The organism is Cupriavidus sp. 05N39 (genome assembly GCF_056397325.1).
In genome coordinates, this window is sequence record NZ_JBFTNE010000151.1 from 1 (window position 1) to 20706 (window position 20706).

18 protein-coding genes and 1 pseudogene are annotated in these 20706 nt (G+C 62.4%); 10 read left to right on the forward strand and 9 right to left on the reverse strand.

What is annotated here, in order from left to right; genetic code table 11:
- Positions 1-111: 111 nt before the first annotated feature.
- The 7 genes from AC1DN0_RS37830 to AC1DN0_RS37860 all read right to left on the reverse strand — a co-directional run bounded on the left by AC1DN0_RS37830 (position 112) and on the right by AC1DN0_RS37860 (position 6731).
- Positions 112-318, reverse strand: coding sequence for a DUF6494 family protein (locus AC1DN0_RS37830; RefSeq protein ID WP_441635570.1), 207 nt, complete (start codon positions 316-318; stop codon positions 112-114).
- A 172-nt stretch (positions 319-490) separates the two neighbouring features.
- The gene (locus AC1DN0_RS37835; protein WP_441635572.1) at positions 491-1081 is read right to left on the reverse strand and encodes an OmpA family protein; all 591 of its coding nucleotides are present in this window, start codon (positions 1079-1081) and stop codon (positions 491-493) included.
- Between the two features lie 122 nt (positions 1082-1203).
- Entirely contained in the window at positions 1204-1977 is a 774-nt protein-coding gene (locus AC1DN0_RS37840; protein ID WP_477146467.1) for a S1 family peptidase, read from the reverse strand.
- A gap of 21 nt (positions 1978-1998) precedes the next feature.
- Entirely contained in the window at positions 1999-2487 is a 489-nt protein-coding gene (locus AC1DN0_RS37845; RefSeq protein ID WP_441635576.1) for an RT0821/Lpp0805 family surface protein, read from the reverse strand.
- Between the two features lie 44 nt (positions 2488-2531).
- Positions 2532-4214, reverse strand: a complete 1683-nt coding sequence (locus tag AC1DN0_RS37850; protein ID WP_477146468.1) for a protein kinase domain-containing protein — start codon at positions 4212-4214, stop codon at positions 2532-2534.
- Positions 4215-4245: 31 nt separating this feature from the next.
- Positions 4246-5025 (reverse strand): PP2C family serine/threonine-protein phosphatase, encoded by a 780-nt coding sequence (locus tag AC1DN0_RS37855; protein ID WP_441635580.1) that lies wholly within the window; start codon positions 5023-5025, stop codon positions 4246-4248.
- Positions 5026-5102: 77 nt separating this feature from the next.
- Positions 5103-6731 carry a trypsin-like peptidase domain-containing protein gene (locus AC1DN0_RS37860; protein WP_441635582.1) on the reverse strand — a complete coding sequence of 543 codons (1629 nt, stop codon included), beginning with the start codon at positions 6729-6731 and terminating at the stop codon, positions 5103-5105.
- A gap of 312 nt (positions 6732-7043) precedes the next feature.
- Here AC1DN0_RS37860 and AC1DN0_RS37865 point away from each other — a divergent pair, with 312 nt between their 5' ends.
- The 9 genes and pseudogenes from AC1DN0_RS37865 (at position 7044) to AC1DN0_RS37905 (ending at position 16314) form a co-directional block, all read left to right on the forward strand.
- Positions 7044-7526: a host attachment protein gene (locus tag AC1DN0_RS37865; protein ID WP_477146469.1), complete on the forward strand. Its 483-nt coding sequence runs from the start codon at positions 7044-7046 to the stop codon at positions 7524-7526.
- Between the two features lie 602 nt (positions 7527-8128).
- Positions 8129-8695 (forward strand): hypothetical protein, encoded by a 567-nt coding sequence (locus AC1DN0_RS37870; RefSeq protein WP_477111995.1) that lies wholly within the window; start codon positions 8129-8131, stop codon positions 8693-8695.
- A 106-nt stretch (positions 8696-8801) separates the two neighbouring features.
- A complete protein-coding gene (aspT, locus tag AC1DN0_RS37875; RefSeq protein ID WP_477111996.1) occupies positions 8802-10490 on the forward strand; it encodes an aspartate-alanine antiporter in 1689 nt (562 codons plus the stop codon).
- Between the two features lie 95 nt (positions 10491-10585).
- Positions 10586-11893, forward strand: a complete 1308-nt coding sequence (locus AC1DN0_RS37880; RefSeq protein ID WP_477111997.1) for a DUF3300 domain-containing protein — start codon at positions 10586-10588, stop codon at positions 11891-11893.
- A 12-nt stretch (positions 11894-11905) separates the two neighbouring features.
- Positions 11906-12820, forward strand: a complete 915-nt coding sequence (locus AC1DN0_RS37885; RefSeq protein ID WP_441635592.1) for a DUF2950 domain-containing protein — start codon at positions 11906-11908, stop codon at positions 12818-12820.
- Positions 12817-13149, forward strand: coding sequence for a hypothetical protein (locus tag AC1DN0_RS37890; RefSeq protein ID WP_477111998.1), 333 nt, complete (start codon positions 12817-12819; stop codon positions 13147-13149). The genes AC1DN0_RS37885 and AC1DN0_RS37890 overlap by 4 nt, the downstream gene beginning before the upstream one ends.
- 110 nt (positions 13150-13259) lie before the next feature.
- Positions 13260-14776, forward strand: a pseudogene (locus AC1DN0_RS37895) (bifunctional aspartate transaminase/aspartate 4-decarboxylase).
- A 281-nt stretch (positions 14777-15057) separates the two neighbouring features.
- Complete coding sequence (locus AC1DN0_RS37900; protein WP_477111999.1) at positions 15058-15639, forward strand: YceI family protein; 582 nt, start codon at positions 15058-15060, stop codon at positions 15637-15639.
- A gap of 165 nt (positions 15640-15804) precedes the next feature.
- Entirely contained in the window at positions 15805-16314 is a 510-nt protein-coding gene (locus tag AC1DN0_RS37905) for a hypothetical protein (protein ID WP_441635598.1), read from the forward strand.
- A 6-nt stretch (positions 16315-16320) separates the two neighbouring features.
- Here the strand turns inward: AC1DN0_RS37905 and AC1DN0_RS37910 are convergent, their stop codons facing one another.
- Positions 16321-18111 (reverse strand): SulP family inorganic anion transporter, encoded by a 1791-nt coding sequence (locus tag AC1DN0_RS37910; protein ID WP_441635600.1) that lies wholly within the window; start codon positions 18109-18111, stop codon positions 16321-16323.
- A 525-nt stretch (positions 18112-18636) separates the two neighbouring features.
- Positions 18637-19032, reverse strand: coding sequence for a hypothetical protein (locus tag AC1DN0_RS37915; protein WP_477104498.1), 396 nt, complete (start codon positions 19030-19032; stop codon positions 18637-18639).
- Between the two features lie 310 nt (positions 19033-19342).
- On the opposite strand from AC1DN0_RS37915, the gene AC1DN0_RS37920 reads away from it, so the two are divergent.
- Complete coding sequence (locus AC1DN0_RS37920) at positions 19343-20698, forward strand: DUF3300 domain-containing protein (protein ID WP_477104499.1); 1356 nt, start codon at positions 19343-19345, stop codon at positions 20696-20698.
- Positions 20699-20706: the final 8 nt, after the last annotated feature.

Sequence of the window (20706 nt, forward strand, 5' to 3'; positions counted from 1 at the left end):
GGACCGAATACTAAGGGTTTCCCACTAAGCTTGCAAGCTTTTTCTGGGAAATTCTTGTGGGAGCCCCTTTAGCCACTTGCGATCAGCGAAAGCGTCGGAGGACAGCCGGCGTCACTCAAGCTGAATCTCGCCGTCAAACTGAACCTTGACTTGCAAAGCCGCCAGTTCCAACGTAACCACGACCGGCAAACGCTCCGTGCCGGTGACGGTGCCGGCCGCGAGCGCGCTGGATACCGCTTGCTCGATTTCCCGCTGCGAGCTCACGCCGACGACCTTGAGGAACTTGCGAATGCTGAGGTTGAAGGTCTCTTCGTTCATAGCACTCTCCTGGCTGTTACCACAACGCAAGACTAGGCGATGCGCGGTACGTCTGCTGCCCGGCTGTCCCACGACCGCCCTGCCCCATCACCCGCGATGGCTGGATCCCCGCCGGCCTCGGCAAAGTCGGCGCAGTCGCCGCTCAGCGACAGCGTGAGCCCACATGCAGCGACTATTCCTTCACCGTGACGATGGTCACACGACGATTCTCGGGGGCGGTGGGGTTCTGCATATTCAGTGGCTCGGTAGCGCCTTTGCCCACCGGCGTCAGACGGTCCGCGGCTATGCCGCCCTCCAGCGTCAGGTATTCCGCCACCGCCGCGGCGCGGCTCTCGGAAAGCTTCAGGTTGGCATCCGCCGGGCCGCGCGGGTCCGCATGCCCTTCGATACGAAACTTGTATGAGGAGAGCCTTGCCGATTGCAGCCCGCGGGCGACCTTGCCGAGCGCCGCACGGGCACTTGCGGTCAGCCTCGAAGAATTGCTGTTGAATGTGATCAGCAACTGCGCGGACGGACTTTTCGCCGCGCTGCCGAGTTCCTGCGTCGCGGGGACATCACGGTGCACGATGCCGAGTGTCTCGTTCCGGTCATCCGCATCCTGCGGAGTCAAGGCATTGGTGATCGACTCAACGCTAATGTCCTGTTCCCTCATTAAGAGTTCGCCTGCACGGGCGGACGGCCAGGCAGCGAGGATGGAAAGCGCCGCGATTAACAGGGGGATCAACCGGTGCGTACCGAAAGCGAAACGCGTGACATTTGCCATTTTGAAACTCCAGGTACTTGCGCGCTTCCACGCTCGTGCTGTGCATCGCCACAATCCTCGCCATTCATTATAGGTATGCTACGGCATTCGCCATGCCTCTCCGAGGGCATTTCCCAGGGCATCTACTCGGCGCATTGAACGAGAGCCGAAATCTGCCTGAGCCTTGTGCCGGGCTTCAGCTCCGGAGCCTGAAGCGCGGGCGGCGCCGGCGCGATGGACATTGAGTGGAGGAACTGTGCAAGGTCCTGCGCTGGAACCGCGACGCTGAGTTCAGRCTTGTCCGTGTACCGTCCCACGACCATGCCGAGCAACTCACCCTGCGCGTCGACAACCGGCCCTCCGCTATTGCCCTCATGCAGCGCAGCGCGCAGCACCAGAAGCCGATGGCCCTCAGGCTGCACAATGCCGCGCACGGACCCTCGCGTCATGACAGGCACAAGCGGCGTCGATGGCGTGAGGCCGAAGCCGATCGTATAGACCGGCGCGCCCCGGCGGACGGATTTGGCAATGGGCCGCGCCACCATTTCCACTGGACGGTTCGTTGCGAGCAGCGCCAGATCTCGCTGCTCGTCGATGGCCACAACTGATGCGGGCACGCTCTTCAGGTCGGCTGGCCAGACATCGATCTGCCGGCAGCCGCGCACGACGTGCGCGCTGGTGAGCATCTCTCCGGACTGCGCCACAAAGAATGCCGTGCCGCTGCGAAGCATCCCGTCATGGCTCTTGTCCTTTCCGTGGCCGGGATTTGCGTGTCTTTGTGCGCCCACAGCTTTGATATCGCCGGCGAAGTCATCGGGCGACCCGCCGCGCTCTGCGGCTGCGCTTAGAACCCAGATGCCGATCGCCCCAATTGCCAGAACCAGGCACCACGGCGAGGAGGGCGCGCACCGTTCCATGAAATTCGATCCCGAAAGACACTATTGGGTGGCCAGCTCCCACTCTCCCTTTGCATTCCGGCACGCGCGCGAAGTCTGTTCGTAAGACTTCCCCTCCTTTACGTAAGTCTCCGTGAAGTTCCGGCACGTTTGCGCGCTTGCGGACTTCGTGTATCCGCTGAGCGGCTTGATGGTGCCGGAATTCCCCGTCTTCGGGTTACGCCAGGTCCTTGGCTGGTTGTTCTCCGCGGTCTGCAAGGTTTGCTTCAATGCGGCCTGGCGGGCTTCGCGGTCTCGCTCATCCATCTCTCTGCCGATGATGCCGCCAAGCAGGGCGCCGGCCATGCCTCCCGCGACTATTGCGCCCGCATTGCCATGGCTAAAGATCCCGCCAAGCGCAGCACCCGTGCCAGCACCAATCAGCGCACCCGAAGTGGTCTTGTTCATGCCTGTCGAATCGCCCTGCGCACACCCCGCAAGAACCGCACTTGCGGTTGCCGTGCAGGCAATTGCTAGAGTCCATTTGTTCATTGCGTTTATCCTTTGACAGTCAGGCGGAATCGCCCCCCCCTTGACTACATTGCCCAGACACCGACGTGCGCGCGTCGCGCGTCCTGCTCGGCAGTGGCATATTGCGCCGGCGCGCCGTCCCTTGCGCGAGCCCAGCCGTTTCGGAGAGCGTGCTCGCCAATGTCTTCTCCATCCGCGAAGCACTGAAAGGCCTTGTCTTTGGCGAAACACTGGAGCTGGTTGCCCTTACCCTTGAGATAGCGCTGCATGGCCTGGGCAGGCTTTCCGTCTTCGCCGCGTATGGAGGAAAGATTGACAATTTTCCCGCCGACGATCAGCGCTCCCGAATCCAGCACCTGGGCCACGGTTCCCTCAAGGTCTGGCTTGGCCCGCGGCGACGCGGGATTACCCCCACCCGGCCCTGCCGGGGGGGAAGAAGGCTTCGGGATCAGCGCGATCGGCGGAAGATCGATCGGCTGTTCCTGCACGGGTGGCTCAGCCACGGACACCTGCGGCGGCACATTCGACGCCGGCGGGGGTGCCGGGGGCGTCGGCTGCGGATGCCGGGTCAATGCCATCAACAGTATTCCGGCACCTACGACGAGCCCGGCGGCAGCCGCGCCCAGACCCGCAACGCGAAGCCGCGGCCCCGGTCGCACCGGCTCCGGCCTGACCGCCGTGCTGCGGGTTGGAGCCTGCTCAACCTGCCGGGAATGCGATTCGTCCGCAGTTGTCGGCGGTGCGGGATGTGGCCCAGCGTGTCGAGCGACATCCTCATCGACGCGCAGTTGGGCTCCCGCGTTCAGGCTTGTGTTTACGCTTGGGTTGACGCTTGTGTCGATGCTTGAGCTCACGCTCTCGACGCGGGTGGTCTTGAGATCGGGCGCATTGAACCTCTGAAGCACGCCTTCGCTGACGATATCAGGCGCATCAGCAAGTAGCGAAGCAGCCCCCAGGGCACGGCCAAAGTCCTCTACCGAGTCGAACCGTTCTTCGGGGGCTTTGGCAAGCGCCCGCATCAGCGCCCTTTCAACGCCCGGGTCGAGATCCCGGCATAGCGAGGCCAAAGGCGGAGGCAGCGTTTCCACCTGCGCGCGGATCAATTCATAGTCGCTGGTGGCGTTGAAAGGCAGCCGCCCGGAGATCAGTTCGTACAGGACGGTCGCAAGGCCATACAGGTCGCTTCTGCCGTCGCCCTCATGGCCGCGCAATTGCTCGGGAGACGCGTAGGCCAGGGTGCCGACGATGTCGCCTTGTTGCGTGAGGCGTTGCGAACCCTGAATGCGCGCGATGCCAAAATCCATGATCTTCAGCGTGCYGCTGTCCGTCAACATCAGGTTCGATGGTTTGATATCGCGGTGAATCACGCCCATCTTGTGCGCGTAGCGCAGACCCATGATGGCCTGGATGATCACCGCGAGACTGTCCCGCACGGTGAACTGGCCGATGCGCTGCAGGACGGTCTCAAGTGTGTGGCCATGAACGAGCTCCATCACCATGCACAAGGTATCGGCGTCCTTGAACAGCGCGTACAGCGTCGTGATGTTCGGGTGGTTCAGCTTGGCAAGGCTGGTGGCCTCCGCGCGAAAGCGCTCCAGGAATGCCTTGTCGAGGCTTAGCTCCGGCCTCAGGGTCTTGATGGCAACATCACGCTCGAGTTCGGTGTCGAAGGCGCCATAGACCTCGCCGATCCCGCCGCGCCCCAGCAGGGTGCGAATCTCGTAGTGGCCTATCTGCCTGGCTGACATGGCGAGTCCATCAAAACCATTAATGTTGCTTTCAGAAAGGACGGGTCTCGCGCGTTGAGCGAACCGACTCGCTACCGGTTGCCGGCTGCCGCTGCAAACTGCAGATCGCAACCGACGCGTTATCCAGCCCGCCCGCCATGCGCGCGAGTTCAATCAGCTTGCGACAGGCATCGACCGGGTCAAGCTTCATGAGCAAGGACTTAATCGTAGCGTCGTCGACCTGGCCGAATATGCCGTCGGTGCATAGCATCAGGACGTCGCCATGCGCCAGCGGAAATCCTTCGGGCGAAACCGACGGCGCATGGTCCGGTGCCCCAAGCGCCCGCAGAAGTACATTCCTGTCCGGGTGCCTGTTGGCTTCTTCCGCCGTCAGCAGTCCATCGCGAAACATCTTGCCGACGAGCGAGTCGTCCTGGGTCAATTGCCGGAACGCGCCCTGGCGAAGGAGATAGATCCGGCTATCGCCGATGTGGGCGATATATGCGAGGCCATCAACAATGGCGACCGCGCTACAGGTGGTTCCCATCCCATCGCAACCGGGGTCGGCGGCGGCACGATCACGGATAGCCTGATCGGCAACGACAAACGCCGTTGTCAGTGCAGCCGCCGGCACGGGCGCACTACGGTAATACTCGTGGAGTACCGTGCGCAACGCAATCTGGCTAGCCACCTCGCCTGCTGCGTGCCCACCCATGCCATCCGCCACAACAGCCAGCGCACCGGCACGCGCGAACGGATCGTCCTCGCGCGGAATCATGCAGCCGACCGCGTCTTCGTTCCGCCCGCGGACGCAACCTACATCGCTCAGCATCGCGCACCTGACCGCAAGCCGGGATCGATCCGCTGGACTAGTCTGGTCTGCGCRCATGGCAAGCGTTCCCGGTGAGCTCAGTTAAGCAGCAAGTCGAGTCCGTACTTGATCGGCACTGCGAAGGTGACGCGTTCGTCGCCCATGGAACGGGAATAGGTAAACAGCCCGATCACCTTGCCGTCGCGGTCGAACACCGGGCCCCCGCTGTTGCCGTGGCCCGTGGCGGTCACCGTAAGCTGATAGACGTCGCCGAGGTCATCGTAGGTCTGAACATTCTTCTCTGCCTTGACGGTGTCGCCGACCTTCGCGATGATGCCCTCCGTTACCGTGGGCTGAGGAATCAATTCGACGAGATTGGCAATGTTTCCGCCTTCGCTCGATTGAACGATCGCGTGCTTTTCCTCGGATATGCCTGGATAGCCGAGCACCGTCACGCGCTCGCCTACGCGTGGCCGGGAACCCACCGAGGCAAGGTTGATGGTAGGCAATTTGCGTGTGGCATCAATCTTGATCTCCGCCACGTCCGCTTCGGCGGACGACTTGACGACACGTGCCTCGATGCTATCCCGCGTATCGGGAAAGCGCACCGCCAGGTTCTCATTGCGCCCCTCGAGAACGGCCATGGACATGGTGCCAAGCGCCATGCCTCCCGGCACGGCGAAGTTTGGCCTTATCAACCTCACCGGGTGGTCAAAGTCCCAGCCTTTGAGATGCCTGAAGGCCTTTGGGTTAATCCGGGCGAGGCTGACTTCACCCTGGCCAGCCGTCGAGACCCGAATCAGTATGCCGCCATTCGAGTCGAAGTCCATCCAGCCCGGCACCTTCCACCCCTGGGCGACGTGTTTGTTCGTCAGGATAAATCCCTGGTCCTTGACGACAAATCCACTGCCGCGTCCACCCACTTCAATTGGAATGCCGCGATGATCGTCGTCGTCAGTCGTCAGCCAGCGCTGAATGGGACTGTTATCGATCTGGATAAAGCAGGGAAGCCGCAGGTTTTCGACGATACAGATGCGCTGGTAAACGGGGCGGCCCGTGGTCTTGTCCACGATATGCCAGCGGGCCTCCACGACCACCGTTGCCGCACCGAAATCTGCGACGATTGCCTCGGGACTTTTCCCGAACAGGATACCGAAGTGCGAAAATGCGCCGACAACGATGGCGCCCAGCACCACCACCACACCAGCGCCGATGAGCAGCTTGCGCCCGGCCGAGCGCTTCTGCTGATCCAGCATCCGTATCACTGTCTCTTTACCCACGCGATCGTCCGTGGCTTGAGCGGAGACGCCGAGAGGAGGCACCGAAGGCCGGCTCACCCGCGTTTCAGCTACAGCCTTTGCGTTCACGCGTGTCGGAGCGGGTGCAACAACGGGCCGCGGCTCAAGGTCGAACGTCAGACGCGGTCCGCCCTCGCCCAGTTCGATGCTATCGCCCGGCGCCAGCAACGTCTCATCCTTGACCGCGCGGCCGTTATGGAATGTACCGTTGCTACTGCCCAGATCGACCAGCGTATAGCGAGGGGGTTCGTCTTTCCCGATTTGAATTGCGGCATGCTGGCGGCTCACCAGATCGTCGCGCTGCGGGTCGAAAACGACAGTAGCCGCCGGGTCCCGCCCCAGGATTATTTGATCGAACCGGTCAACTTCAAACTGTTCGATCTGATGTGCCTTCGAACCGGAAATGTGAGTAATGATGATGCGCGTCATCCCGGTCTCCCTTATGGTTGCCGGGTAACGTTTCTGAAGATATCTGATTCTCTCGCGATATCACGAAAACCCGATCGATCAGCGCTTTCCGCAATATCCCGGACACCGGTATGTTTAAAGTGATCTCCGCCAACCGCCAATGTGGGGTCTTGCGATCCTCGCATGCGAGCGTCCTTGCCGGTACAGGCTGCCGGCCGCTTCTGGCGATACGCGTGCGCCCGTGCGGGCAGGACATGGGACGGCAAAGCTGCACCTCGCGCCAGCACAATGGGGCCAAGGTGCAAGATGGGCAAAGGTGAAGATGGCCAAGGCATGCGCACCCCCGAATGGCACCGGCGGGCGTCTCATCGAAGCGCACTGCCGGCGACCTACCCCCCGGGCACTGAAGCGCGCCGGCTTGGCGCGAAATGTGACGCGGCCCATGGAACAGGCAACGACTTCCATGAGATTCAGGATTTTATCAACCCGCTGGGCCGCGCCAGGGACGGCGAGTTGCGCCAGGATGCCCAGGGACGCTACGCTGGCAAGGGCGAGCCGGGTCATTCCGTGCCACCCCGCACCGACCCCATCGAGCGGGAGCACGATGCGTTCGCGAGGATGTTGGGGCAATTTCTCGAGCAGGCCGGCCAGGAGCATCGCTACGACAAGCTTCGCCTGGCCGCGGCGCCGAAGTTTCTCGGCAAGCTGCGCGAGCACTTGGGCAAAGCGGCCCAGAAGGCGGTATTCGAAGAACTCGATGAGAATATCTCGAAGCTGAAACCCCTGGAAATTCAGCGCCGCCTGAACAGGAGTTGAGGCAGACGTACTGATTGTCAGGCGCGGACGGCGAGACTTCCGGGCTTCGTGCCATTGCATGTGTCCTGGAGCGCCGTCCCATGCACCCTATTAGCGGGCGGCGCCGCTGCGCTTGAGGATCAATCAGCAAGCGCGCCTCGCCATTGAAGCGCCACGCCGTGAAAGAGGGGCGCGCATTCCAGCTGTCTTGCTATCGCTTTCCAGCGAGTTGGCGGGCTCCCGCCATGGCGGCAGCGAGCCCGACCAGCACGGCTGCGAGACCCGATCCGTCACCCCCGTCTCCCGTCTGACGAAACACATACCCCCTCATCTGACACTCGGCAGACACGCCATGCCGCTGCTGAATCTCGGATAGTGAGCGGATAGTGAACCGCCAGCCACGACCGGAATTTTCTCCCGATCGTCAAATTGCGCACTATATTTGACTTGCACTATCGCGCTGAGCATTCCTCGCCACTGACGAACTGAGGTTGCCATTCGTTGCAGGCCGCGCTACGCGCCAAACCGGTATCGCGCACGCGAACATACCCCAAACAGGGCATGGCGTCGTGCGGGATGCGATCTGCCCCGATGTTGTGCCGTTCGCACGATGGAGGCGAGACATGACTGCAACTGAAGCAACTGAAGCAATGGTTCCGAAGTTTGGACTCAACCAGTTCTTCTCCGCCTGGGACGCACGTATCGACCGCTGGAGCACCCTCAACCGTATCGCGCGAGCCTTGGCCGCCCGGCCGGCACAAAACGGGGACGAATTGCGCCAGCAAGCCATTGCTGTGTTGGAGGAGTTACATCCAATCGAAGAGTTGAACGCATACCCCGGACCGCACTTGATTGCACTGGTGCAGGCGCGCCTGGCAAACGGGGACTGGGTTGGCCTGGCGCGCATTGTGCAGCGCATCAGCAGCGCTCTGCTTTCCAATAGCTACCGGGACAATAGAGAGGCCTGGATCATCGAGGACGAAGGTGAGTCGCATCTTCCGGATTTCCTGCCACCATCGCTGGTGCAGATCAATATCAACAATACGCGCAGCGACATGGTTATCACGCCGGAAACCATTGCCTTCATGCGCAAGCTGGATGTCAAGAAGATTCACGGATACAACGCGGCGCGTGGCCTTGAGTTGCTCAAGCCCGAAGCCTTGGAAGCTCTCAGGCGAAAAACAGGATGATCCGTTTCCTGCGTTTGCCATCGGGATTCATCAGGAATCATTGCGATGGACTACTGCGGGAGCGGATGCGCCCGTTTTGACCTACCCATAGCTCATGGAGGTGGCTATGTCTTGGTTCGTTACAACACTCAAAGCGTATCCGGAAATCGCGATATTTCTCGCGCTGGGAATCGGATACTGGATTGGCGGAAAAAGCTACAAGGGATTCAGCCTGGGCGCTGTAACGTCGACGCTGCTCGTGGCGATCGTCATCGGGATCCTGGGCGTGAAAATCTCCGCCAATGTGAAGTCTGTCTTCTTTCTCATGTTCTTGTTCGCGGTGGGCTATGGCGTGGGTCCGCAGTTCGTACGCGGCATCGCCAAGGACGGCGTGCCACAAGCCATCTTTGCCTTGATCATGTGTGTGCTGTGCCTGGCATCGTCAGTCGGAGCAGCAATGATGGCCGGGTATGACCTGGGTTCGGCTGCCGGGCTCCTAGCGGGATCGCAAACGATCTCCGCCTCCATGGGATTGGCCACCGACGCGATCAACCGGCTCGGCTTACCACCGGATGAGGCGAAACAAATGCTTGACGGCATGCCAATCGCGTACGCGGTGACGTATATCTTCGGCACCGTGGGTTCGGCAATCATCCTGGCACAGATCGGCCCGAAGCTGCTGGGTATCGACCTGGTGGCCGCTTGCAAGGATTACGAGAAGGAACTCGGTGCGGGAGAGCCGGGCGCGGCCGGCACGGAGTGGCACGAATTCGAACTGCGCGCCTACTCACTGGCACCAAACAGCCCTTATATCGGCAAGTCCGTCGGCGAACTGGAATCCGGCACGCAAGAAGGCGTCAGAGCCTTCGTTGAACGCATTCGTCGTGGCGGCAAGATCATGGAGGTGGACCTTGGCACCAGGCTGGAGCCGGGCGACGTTGTTGCGATTGGCGGGAAGCGCCACCAGATGATCGAGCGCCTCGGTCCAAGCGGCAGGGAAGTCGAAGACGCGGAGTTGCTCAATATCCAGACAGAGGGTGTTGATATTTACGTCACCAACAAGGAGGTGGATGGCCTTACCCTGCAGGAATTGGCCCGCTGGCCGGGCGCGCGCGGGGTGTTCCTCAAGAGGATCAAGCGCGGGCCAACCGAAACCGTGATCCCGGTCTTGCCCAAGACGAAACTCTACCGCGCCGACGTCGTCACGGTGGTTGGACGTACACAGGACATCAACGCGACCGCGAAGAAGCTTGGCTACATCGATCGACCTACTTCGGTGACGGACGTGGCCACCATGTCGCTTGCAATCACTGTTGGCGCGTTGATCGGCGCAATCGTCTTGAAGGTGGGCGGTGTTCCCTTGACCATTTCCACGGCCGGTGGCGCGCTGATTGCCGGCATTATCTTCGGATGGTACCGGGCAATCCACCCGACCTTCGGTCGCATACCGGAGCCTACGGTCTGGTTCATGAACTCGGTTGGACTCAATGTCTTTATTGCTGTTGTCGGAATCTCCGCGGGCCCCGGATTTGTCGCTGGCTTGCAGAAGCTTGGGATCAGTCTTTTCCTCTGGGGCATCTTTGCGACGTCGGTGCCGCTCATTGTCGGAATGCTGATCGCCAAGTATGTATTCCACTTTCATCCCGCTATCTTGCTGGGGGTATGCGCCGGCGCGCGGACCACCACAGCTGCGCTGGGTATGGTCTGCGAAGCCGCGAAGAGCCAGGTTCCGGGTCTCGGCTACACCGTTACCTATGCCGTGGGGAACACGTTCCTGACGATCTGGGGCATGGTCGTCATCATGATTCTCGCCTGAACTAGCGGTGCGCGATTTGATCTCGATAGCCTTTCGCCCCAGCCGCTTGGGTGGGGACTCGTGCACATGTCTCGCTCAGTCGATGGGGAGTCGCCATGAGTGCATGTGGTAAGCGGCTGGCTCAAGCCCTCCGGGCGTGGTTCCTCGTTGGGACACTGCTCGCATCAGGCGTTCCAAATGCCCAGGAGCAGGCCGCGCCTTCCTTTCAGCCAGAAGAGATCGAGGCATTGGTCGCGCCAATCGCGCTCTACCCGGACTCGGTGCTGTCCCAAGTGCTGATGGCTTCCACGTATCCCCTGGAGATCGTGTACGCCGCTCGCTGGGTCAAGGCCCATCCGAACCTCAAGGGCGATGACGCGGTCCAGGCTGTCGCGAGCGAATCATGGGACGTCAGCGTAAAGTCGCTGGTCGCCTTTCCTCAGGTCCTTGAGCCTATGTATGACAAGCTCGACTGGACGCAGAGGCTTGGCGACGCCGTTCTCGCGCAAGAAAAGGAAGTACTGGCTGCAGTGCAGCGCCTGCGCTCGCGGGCCCAGAAATCCGGCAACCTGCAGTCGAATGAGCAGCAACGGGTGATCGTGGAGCAGGCGACAACGGCCGAGGCGGTGTCGCCCACAATCGTTCGCATCGAGCCAGCCAACCCGCAAGTCATCTATGTCCCCGCCTATGACCCCACCATTGTCTATGGCGGATGGGGTTATCCGGCCTACCCGCCCTACTACTGGCCACCGTACCCCGCGTACTATCCCGGTGGCGCCCTCCTCGGCGGGTTCGCGTGGGGCCTTGGCTTTGCCGCCGCAGGTGCGATCTTCGGCAACTGTAACTGGGGCGGTGGGAACATCAACATCGACATCAACCGTGGCGCCCACATCGACCACCACTTCGATCGCAACAAGGCCCAGGGCGGACGCTGGCAGCACGACGCGAGCCATCGCAAGGGTGTTGCCTACCGCGACAATGCGTCTCGCGAGAAGTTTGGCCGCAGCGTGGCCGGCGCCGACAGGCGCGCGGACTTCCGTGGTCGCGAGGGGGCTGCCGGCGGGCGGACCAGCGTTGCCGACCGGACCGCGGCTGTTGACAGGGCCGGCACTGGCGATCGCATCGGAGCTTCAAGCAGGCCTGGCACGTCGGATCGCGCCGGCGCTTCAAACAGGCCAGGCACGTCCGACCGCGCCAGGGATGCCGACCGGTACAGCGCTGGCTTCGGCGGCCGCGACAACGCCTTCCAGGGTGTCGGCGGCGGCAATGTCGCGCAACGCGACGTCAACCGGGGACAGTCCAGCATGCAGTCTTCCGGGTTCAACCGCTCGAGCGGTGGTGGCGCGGGAGGCTACGGAGGTGGCGGGCGTGGCGGCGGGGGCGGATTTGGCGGTGGCGGACGCGGCGGCGGCGGCCGGCGCTAAGGAGAGACGGGCATGAACTCACCTCGGCTATGTCGTCAAGGCCGGCTCTTCATCACGGTATTCTCCGTGCTCAGTGCGCTGCTGTTGGGGCTCGGGGCGGTACCTGCCGCACACGCAAATCAGGTGTTTGCATCGCCCGAAGCAGCGATGAGGGCATTTGGCGACGCGGTACTCAATGATGACGAGGCGGCAATGAAGAGCCTTCTGGGCGCCAACTTTCGCGACCTGATACCGCCCGTGGGTGCCGAAGTCCGATACCAGTTTCTGGCGGCCTGGGGGAGTGCCCATGCACTCCAGCCGGCTGGCCATCGCGCGTACATCGCCGTGGGCAACGACGGTTGGACCCTGCCCATCCCTCTCGTGAAGTCGGCCCACGGCTGGCAGTTCGACACGCGCGCCGGGGCAGAGGAAATGCGTGTACGACGCGTCGGGAGGAACGAGCTGGCCGTGATCCAGACGATGCTGGCCATCCACGATGCGCAGAACGAATACGCCCTGGCCGCCCACGACGGCGGCGCCGTACTCGCCTATGCGCCCAGACTGTCGAGTTCCCCCGGAAAGCGGGACGGACTGTACTGGCCAACTCGCGCCGGTGAGCCAGCGAGCCCGCTTGGCCCGGCTTTCAAGGGAGCCGGCACGCGCAATGCCGGAAAGGATGGCTACTATGGCTATCACTACAAGCTCCTCACAGCGCAAGGCCCGCACGCGCCGGGCGGCGCATTCGACTACGTAGTCAACGGCAAGCTCTTCGGCGGATTCGCCGTCATCGCCTGGCCCGTGCGCTACCAGGACACTGGCGTGATGAGCTTCATGGTGAGCCACGAGGGCCAGGTCTATGAACGCGACCTGGGTGCCGACGGCGCCGCCAAGGCGTCGGCAATGAACACGTTTGACCCCGGCCCCGGCTGGAGAAAGGTCTCACCATGAAGAACCTGCTTGCTACCCTGATATTTGGCGCCATCCTGGCCGTCTCGGGTTGTACCTACTATGGCTATCCGGCCGGCACCGTACCCGCGAGCTATGACCGTTCGTTCTCCGCCGCCGCGGACGCCATGCGCGATCAGGGCGTGGCGATCAACGTTCAGGACCAGGCAAGCGGTACGGTCGCGGGCCAGCGAAACGGCAGCACCGTGACCGCCAGCGTGCGGCAGCAGGCCGACGGCAGCGTGCGCGTGCAGTTCAACACCAGTGACTCGCGCGATCCCGGCCTGCTCGATCGTATCTCGCAAAGCTACGACCGCCGGATGGGACGCTGATCGCAACAGGATCATGATTCTGAAGTTCACGCCATTGACTAGAATGGATTCCGTGATGCGTTGCTTGACTATTTTTCTCCGCTATGCGCCATTTTATGGGGGAATGCGCCATGAGTAAGCCAGATCCGTCGAAGTTGGAAAATCTCTCGCCGTTTGAACTCAAGGATGAGTTGATCAAGCTGGCCGGGAGCGTCACGAACCGTTTGATGCTTAACGCCGGACGCGGCAATCCCAACTTCCTTGCAACCGTGCCACGCCATGGCTTTTGGCAGCTTGGCTTGTTTGCCATGACCGAATCCGAACGGTCCTTTTCTTACCTCGCGGAAGGCGTCAGGGGTTTTCCCCGGAGGTCTGGCATCGAGGAGCGCTTCGATCTCTTCGCGCGTTATCACCGCGACACCCCGGGGGTCAGGTTCCTGGCAGGCGCCGTCTCTTTCGTGCGAGACCAGCTCGGCCATGATGGAGGCGATTTCCTCTACGAGATGTGCGAAGGCATCCTGGCTTGCAACTATCCGGTACCGGATCGCATGCTCAGGCTTAGCGAAAAGATCGTCAAGCAATACATCCGAAAGGAAATGATCGGCACGCATCCCTTTTTGGGCGATTTTGACTTGTACGCGGTCGAGGGCGGTACCGCGGCGATGACTTATCTGTTCAATTCGATGAAGGTCAACGGGCTGCTCAAGGCCGGCGACACGATCGCACTGGGCGTGCCCATCTTTACGCCTTATATCGAGATCCCGGAACTGAAGGAGTATGACCTGGCCGAACTGAAGATCGAAGCGGATCCGACTGCTGGCTGGCAATACCCTGACAAGGAGCTCGACAAGCTGCGGGACCCGAAGGTCAAGGCCTTTTTCCTTGTGAATCCGAGCAATCCCCCCTCGGTGCGAATGAGCGACGAGAGCCTCAACTATCTCGCTGCTATCGTCAAGGAACGTCCGGACCTGATCATCCTGACCGACGACGTGTATGGCACCTTTGCCGACAACTTTGTGTCGCTATTTGCCATGTGCCCGAAGAACACCATCCTGGTGTACTCGTTCTCCAAGTACTTTGGCGCAACCGGCTGGCGGCTAGGCGTGATCGCGACCCATAAGTCGAATCTGTTCGATGAAATGCTCTCGAACTTGCCAAAAGCCGTACGCCAAGACCTGCACCATCGCTACGCATCGATTACTACCGAACCGGACAAGTTGCCGTTCATCGATCGCATCGTGGCGGACAGCCGCACGGTGGCGCTCAACCACACGGCGGGTCTTTCCACCCCGCAGCAGGTGCAGATGGTGCTGTTCTCTCTGTTTTCCCTGATGGATTCGACCGAGAGCTACAAGAACGCCATGAAGCGGTTGATCCGAAGCCGCAAGGCGGCGTTGTATCGTGGCATGGGTGCAGCCCCCGAACCTGTGGATCCGAACGTGGTCGACTATTACACACGGAGGCGGGCGTGGTACTGCTGCCTGGCAAGGGATTCGGTACGCGCCACCCGTCGGGACGGGTTTCGCTGGCCAACCTCAACGAAGAGGACTATGTGAAGATCGGCCGCTGTGTGCGCAAGCTGCGCGACGAGTATCTCGAGCGCTATCGGAAGTCGGGCGGGGAACAGCACAAGGGCAAAAAGAAGTAGAGCCTGACGCCAGGCGCGTTTGCAAGCTACCTCCGCGAGAAGAGTCAGAGCCTTGCCATGGCCCCCGTCCGGCCTGCCCGGGCGGGGGCCGGTGCGGGCAACACGGCCTCGCCCTGCTCCATCCTGACTGCCCCTTTCGGCCTTTGCGGCTGTGGGAATGGAATAAATCCTGGCCGCCACGCGTTTACCCAGACAGACCACAACGCTTCGGCCGAGGAGAAAGCGTGCGCGATTTGCCACTCCGGTTCCGGGCCACGCGCGGGCACGCGATCGCCAAACTTATGCTCGCCGCATTCGCATCGCTGGCGGGCGCCGCCATCCAGGCCCAGCCCGCCGACGCGGCCGGGCGGCCCGATCGGTACGTGCTGGTGCCACAACACTCTAGCGTCACGCTCGATGTCGACGCCTTCTCGCGCTCAAAGATCAGGATGCGCTTTCACCAGATGAGTGCACAGCTCGAAGGAACGCAGGCCGGCTTTGACTCCGGCCGGGTCACGGTGACCATCGATGCCGCTAGCGTCGAGGCGCGCCCGCGCATCCTGTCTCCGCTCATCCGGGGCAGCGGCATGCTCGATGTGGCCCGCTATCCGGAGATCCGCTTTGTCAGTACCCGCTTTGTGCGGACCGGGGAAGGCAGCGGGTGCCTTATTGGCAACCTCACGGTCCGCGGCATCACGCGCCCGATCAGCCTTCTCGTAACACCAGCCGGCCCCATCGGAGATCCGCGACGCGATGACACGATTGCCTTCTCCGCGGTCGGAGAGGTCAGCCGGCGGGAATTCGACCTGGCAGCATGGTTCCCCGCCGTGGACGACGCCGTGCGCATGAATATCCAGGTGGAGTTCGCGCATGCCCCCCCCTGAAGCACCTGCCAATTCCGTGGGTTTCCTCGCCGACGCGGCAGCACGGGCAGCATCAGGGCTGGCGCAAAGGGGGGCAGCAGGAGCAGGGTCCGGAATGTAGCGGATGGACTATGCTTGGATTGAACCGGTCGAAAGTAACCTTACCTTCTGCAGTGGAGGATGGTGATGCAATATCGCTTCGCCCAGTGGCTGGCCGGCACCGCGGTTGCGCTGTCGGCCTGTGCGTCCCTGCAACCCGTGCAGACTGCGCAGCAGATGATCGGCAGCCCGGAAAGCTCCGTTCGCGAGACCTTTGGCGCGCCTACTGAGACCTATGCGCTCGCCGACGGCACCACCCGATGGATCTATTCGCACCAGCCCATGGGATTTGAAGTCTACGCCGCGGATTTTGACGCGAACGCAAAGCTCGTCAGCTTCCGCCAGATGTTGACTGAGAAAGAGATCTACGAGGCAAAGCCAGGCGTCTGGACCAAGCGCGACGTGACCGAGCGCTTTGGCCTGCCGCGGGAGCCTGTCCAGTACTACCCGCTCATGAAGCGCGAGGCATGGTCCTACCGGCTCTATGCGAATGGCTATCTGCCTGCCCACTTCAGTGTCTACTTTGACGACCAGGGCGTACTGGATCGCACGATGATCATCGCGGATCCGCTCGGAGGCGACCGGATGCGCAAGTGATGCCGCTCAGCGAGCCTCGTCTTCCCAGTCCACCCAATCCACCGGATAAGTCGCGAGATATTTACTGACGGCCGCACCGAGCGTCGGAAAGAACGCCGCTTCGCCAAACCGCGCGAAAAGCCCGAATCGCTTCAGCTTGTCCTTGACGGGGTCCTTCATCTCGGCCACGCAGAACTTGATGCCAGCCGCGTGCAAGGCTTCGTCCAACTCGGCAAGCATGTCGGCGGAGGTCACGTCCACGCTGGTGACTGGCTCCGCCGAAACAACCAGCCAGCGCACCGGCGTGGGCGATGCGGCCACCGCATCCAGCGCCCGGTCATGGAACAATTCCGCGTTGGCAAAAAACAGGGGCGCATCCCAGCGAAACAGGACCAGGCCGGGGATGAGCCGTGCTTCGGGATAGCGCTTGATGTCATGGTAGCCCTTGACGCCATCGGCGCGCCCCAGAACCGCGGAGTATGGGCGCCAGCCATCCCAGAGAAATTCGATGACGGCAACTACGATGGCCAGGCCGATGCCTTCAATCGCGCCCAGCACAACCACTCCCACTGTACAGACGATCGATAGCCAGCATTCCCAGCGCTGGATGCGATAGATTCGCCGCAGGTCGGTGATCTCGATCAGCCCGATGGCCGATGCGATCACGACCGCGGCGAGTGCGCTGGTGGGCAAATGCCGCAGCAGATCCGGCGCCACCAGCAGCAGCAAGGAAACAGCGAGCGCACCGACTACGCCGGACAGTTGGGTTCTGGCGCCCGCGGCCTCGGCCACGGGAGTACGCGACGAACTACTGCTGATGGGGAAGCCCTGAAAAAACCCCGCAGCCAGATTGGCGAGGCCGAGTCCCACCATCTCCTGGTTCGGGTCGACATAGGTGCGAGTCCGCGCCGCATAGACACGAGAGAGCACGCTGGTGTCCGCGAACGAGACAAGGGCAACGGCAAAGCCGCCGATCAGAACGGGGACGATATCGGCGGTGGTGATCCAGGGGATGGCGAGCGCTGGCAGGCCTTGTGGCAGCGGACCGAGGACCGCCACCCCGCCGCGCGCTGCGAGGTCCAGCGTGCCAACGGCGATGGTTGCGCCAACCACCGCGATCAGGATGCCCGGCAAGCGCTTGCTGCCCTTGAGCAGCAGGATCACCGCCAGGGTGGATGCGCCCACCGTGAACGTGGTCCAGTTGGTCTTTCCATCAATCACCGCTGTGGCGATGGCCCATAGATTTCTCAGCGGTCCTTCGCCTTGGATTGAAAAACCGAAAAGCTTGGGCAATTGGCTGATCAATACCGTCAGCGCGATCCCGTTCATGTAGCCATAGCGAATCGGCTTGGAAAGAAGCTCGGTGATGAAGCCCAGGCGGGCTATGCCGGCCAGGATACACATCGTCCCCGACACGACCGCCATCATGCCCGCAAGGGCGACCGCGCGATTCGCGTCGCCCCCGGACAGTGGCAGGATGACAGCGAGGATGACGGCGGCCAGCGACGAATCCGGCCCCAGCACCAGAATTCGGCTGGGTCCGAACAACGCGTAGACGAGCAGCGGAACGATAGTCGCGTAGAGGCCATGGATACCGGGCAAACCCGACGCCACCGCATAGGCGATGCCGACAGGTACCAGCATCGTGGTCAGCACAAGCCCTGCCACGATGTCGTGCCGCAGCCACGCCACGTGATATTCGCGAAGCGTGCGCAATCCCGGCACCCACCAGCCCCAGGCGGTCTGATCGGCGCCCTTCGTCCGGCGCGCAATACGGCCCGGTTCGGGGAGCGGGGACGATGAATCCGGCTTGCTCATAAGGCGGTGGCCGCTCAATGGACAACGCAGAGTAGGGTCGGGACTTCGCGCCCCGGGATAACGGTGCTTGCGGCCTCCACCGGCCCATCAGATAGGGTTGCTTACCGGGAGCGCCTCCAAGACCTCATTGAGACCGGGCATGTTCACTTGGAGACGACGAACTCGTGCTGCGAATAAGAGGGGGTACATGGGCATCAGCGGCGCGACATTCTGCAAATTCTGGCGCATGGACCCGGTGGCCTGGCGTCGCCCGGTGGCAAGTCCGCCAGGCTGCGGAAACCCCGTCGCGCAGTGACTGGCAAGCTGGCGGCACGTTGCGCCGGGATAGGCCGTTGCCGCGCAACGCGATCCCGATAACGGCGGTGAATTCACGAATGCTCCGGGCAAGTGGCAATATGACGCGTCAATATTGTTTTCTCGTGCCCGGGAAGGCCGTCACTCGTGACGCCAAAGACGAATGGCTCCCTGGCGCCGGTCCTCGCTAACGGCTGAACGCAGGAACGGGCAGCCCTACCGGGTAGCCAGTCATTTCTGCCCGGCTGCGGCGTGCGCGGCAGCGATTGCCGCGTCACGCTCTTTTTTCGCAGCCGCCTTCTGCTCGTCGAAAACCTTTTGCGCTTCGGCGACCTTGCGCTTGTACTCCTTCTTGGCGGCGGCCTCTTCCTGCCGCATCTTCACGATTGCATCATTATGACTTTGCCCCCCCGCGCCGGAAGCTGTCTGAGCCCAAACCGGTGAAGCAATGATCGCCATCGCAAACATGACTGATGTGGCCACCTTTAGCATGATCTTCTCCCGCTTCAAATTCTTCATGTTGGCAGCATTGATGGAATGCTTGCGGCTGCCGCGCCACATCGAATCCGCAGACCACGAGCTAGTATTGGTGCCCGGTCCACAAAAAGTCAAAGGAACGTCGGGCATGACGATGCCCCATCGATGGAGTCTGGCCTGAGCGGTGTGGAGTAGTTGAAGTTATTGCAACCGTGCTCTATGGTCAAATGGCGAATCGGGCGGAAAGTGCATCTCAGTTGGTGCCGCATTGGTAAGTTGCCATCGGCGACCCATTCCGGCGGCAACTTCGGTGAAAAGGCCTGGCCAGGACCCCGCATGCCCCGCACGTAGATGCAAAGGCCTTGCGCTACATGCGCATATGCCGCGCCGGGCCAATGCGCCTTCGCACGCGAAGCGCTAGTCACCCGTCAAGTGCTTTGAACAGTCGAGAGGAGCGGCCATGATTCCATGTGGTAAGCGACTGGCTCAGACCATATGCGCGTGGTTCCTCATTGGACTGGTGTTCGCATCAGGCACTGTCAATGCCCAGGACCAGGCCGCGCCAACCTTCAAGCCAGAGGAAATCGAGGCGCTGGTCGCGCCGATTGCCCTTTATCCGGATTCCGTGCTGTCGCAGGTCCTGATGGCATCGACCTACCCGCTGGAGATCGTGCAGGCGGCGCGCTGGGTCAAGGCCAACCCCAGCGTCAAGGGAGATGCGGCGGTCAAGGCGGTGAGCAACGAGAAGTGGGATGTCAGCGTCAAATCGCTGGTTGCCTTCCCGCAGATCCTGGAGCCGATGAGTGACAAGCTCGAATGGACGCAGAAGCTGGGCGATGCCTTCCTCGCGCAGGAGAGCGACGTGCTCGCCGCCGTGCAGCGCCTGCGGGGCCGCGCGCAGCAATCGGGCAACCTGAAATCGAATGAGCAGCAGAAGGTGATAACCGAGACCGGGACCGTCTCCGGCCAGCCGGGGCAGACCATCGTCAAGATCGAGCCTGCCAGCCCGGAAGTCATCTATGTGCCGGCATACAACCCCTCGGTGGTGTACGGCGCATGGGGCTATCCGGCCTACCCGCCCACCTACTGGCCCCCCTACCCAGCCTATTACCCTGGCGCCGCACTGGCCACCGGCTTCGCGTGGGGTGTCGGCCTGGCGGCAGCCGGCGCGATTTTCGGCAACTGCAATTGGGGGGGTGGCGACGTCAATATCAATGTCAACAAAGCCACCAACATCGACCGGAATTTCGACCGCACCAAGACGCAGAATGGGAAGTGGCAGCATGACGCCAGCCACCGCAAGGGCGTCGCCTACCGCGATAACGCCTCGCGCGAGAAGTTCGGCCGCAGTGTGCCGGGCGCCGACGGGCGCAATGATTACCGGGGCCGCGGCGATGCAGGCGGCCGCCAGGGCGCGGCTGACCGGGGCAGCGCCGGTGATCGTGCCGGCGTTTCCGATCGAGCGGGAGATCGCGGGGGGGAACGTGCAGGAGACCGTGCGGGGGACCGCGGCGGGCCGTCTAACCGGGCTGGCGCTGCTGGCGATCGAGGTGGCGCGGGCGGCGGCGCAGGGGGCAATCGAAGCCAGGCAGCAGACCGCCAGGGCGGGCGCGACAACGCCTTCCAGGGTGTCGGTGGCGGCGGTGCGTCCTCGCAGCGGGATTTCGACCGTGGACGCAGCAGCGCGCAAGCCTCGCCGGCCGGGCGCGGCGGCGGCGGTGGCTACAGCGGCGGCGGACGTGCCGGTGGCGGTGGCCACAGCGGCGGCGGCGGACGTGGTGGTGGTGGCGGCCGCGGCGGCGGTGGCAGGCGCTAGGGAGAATG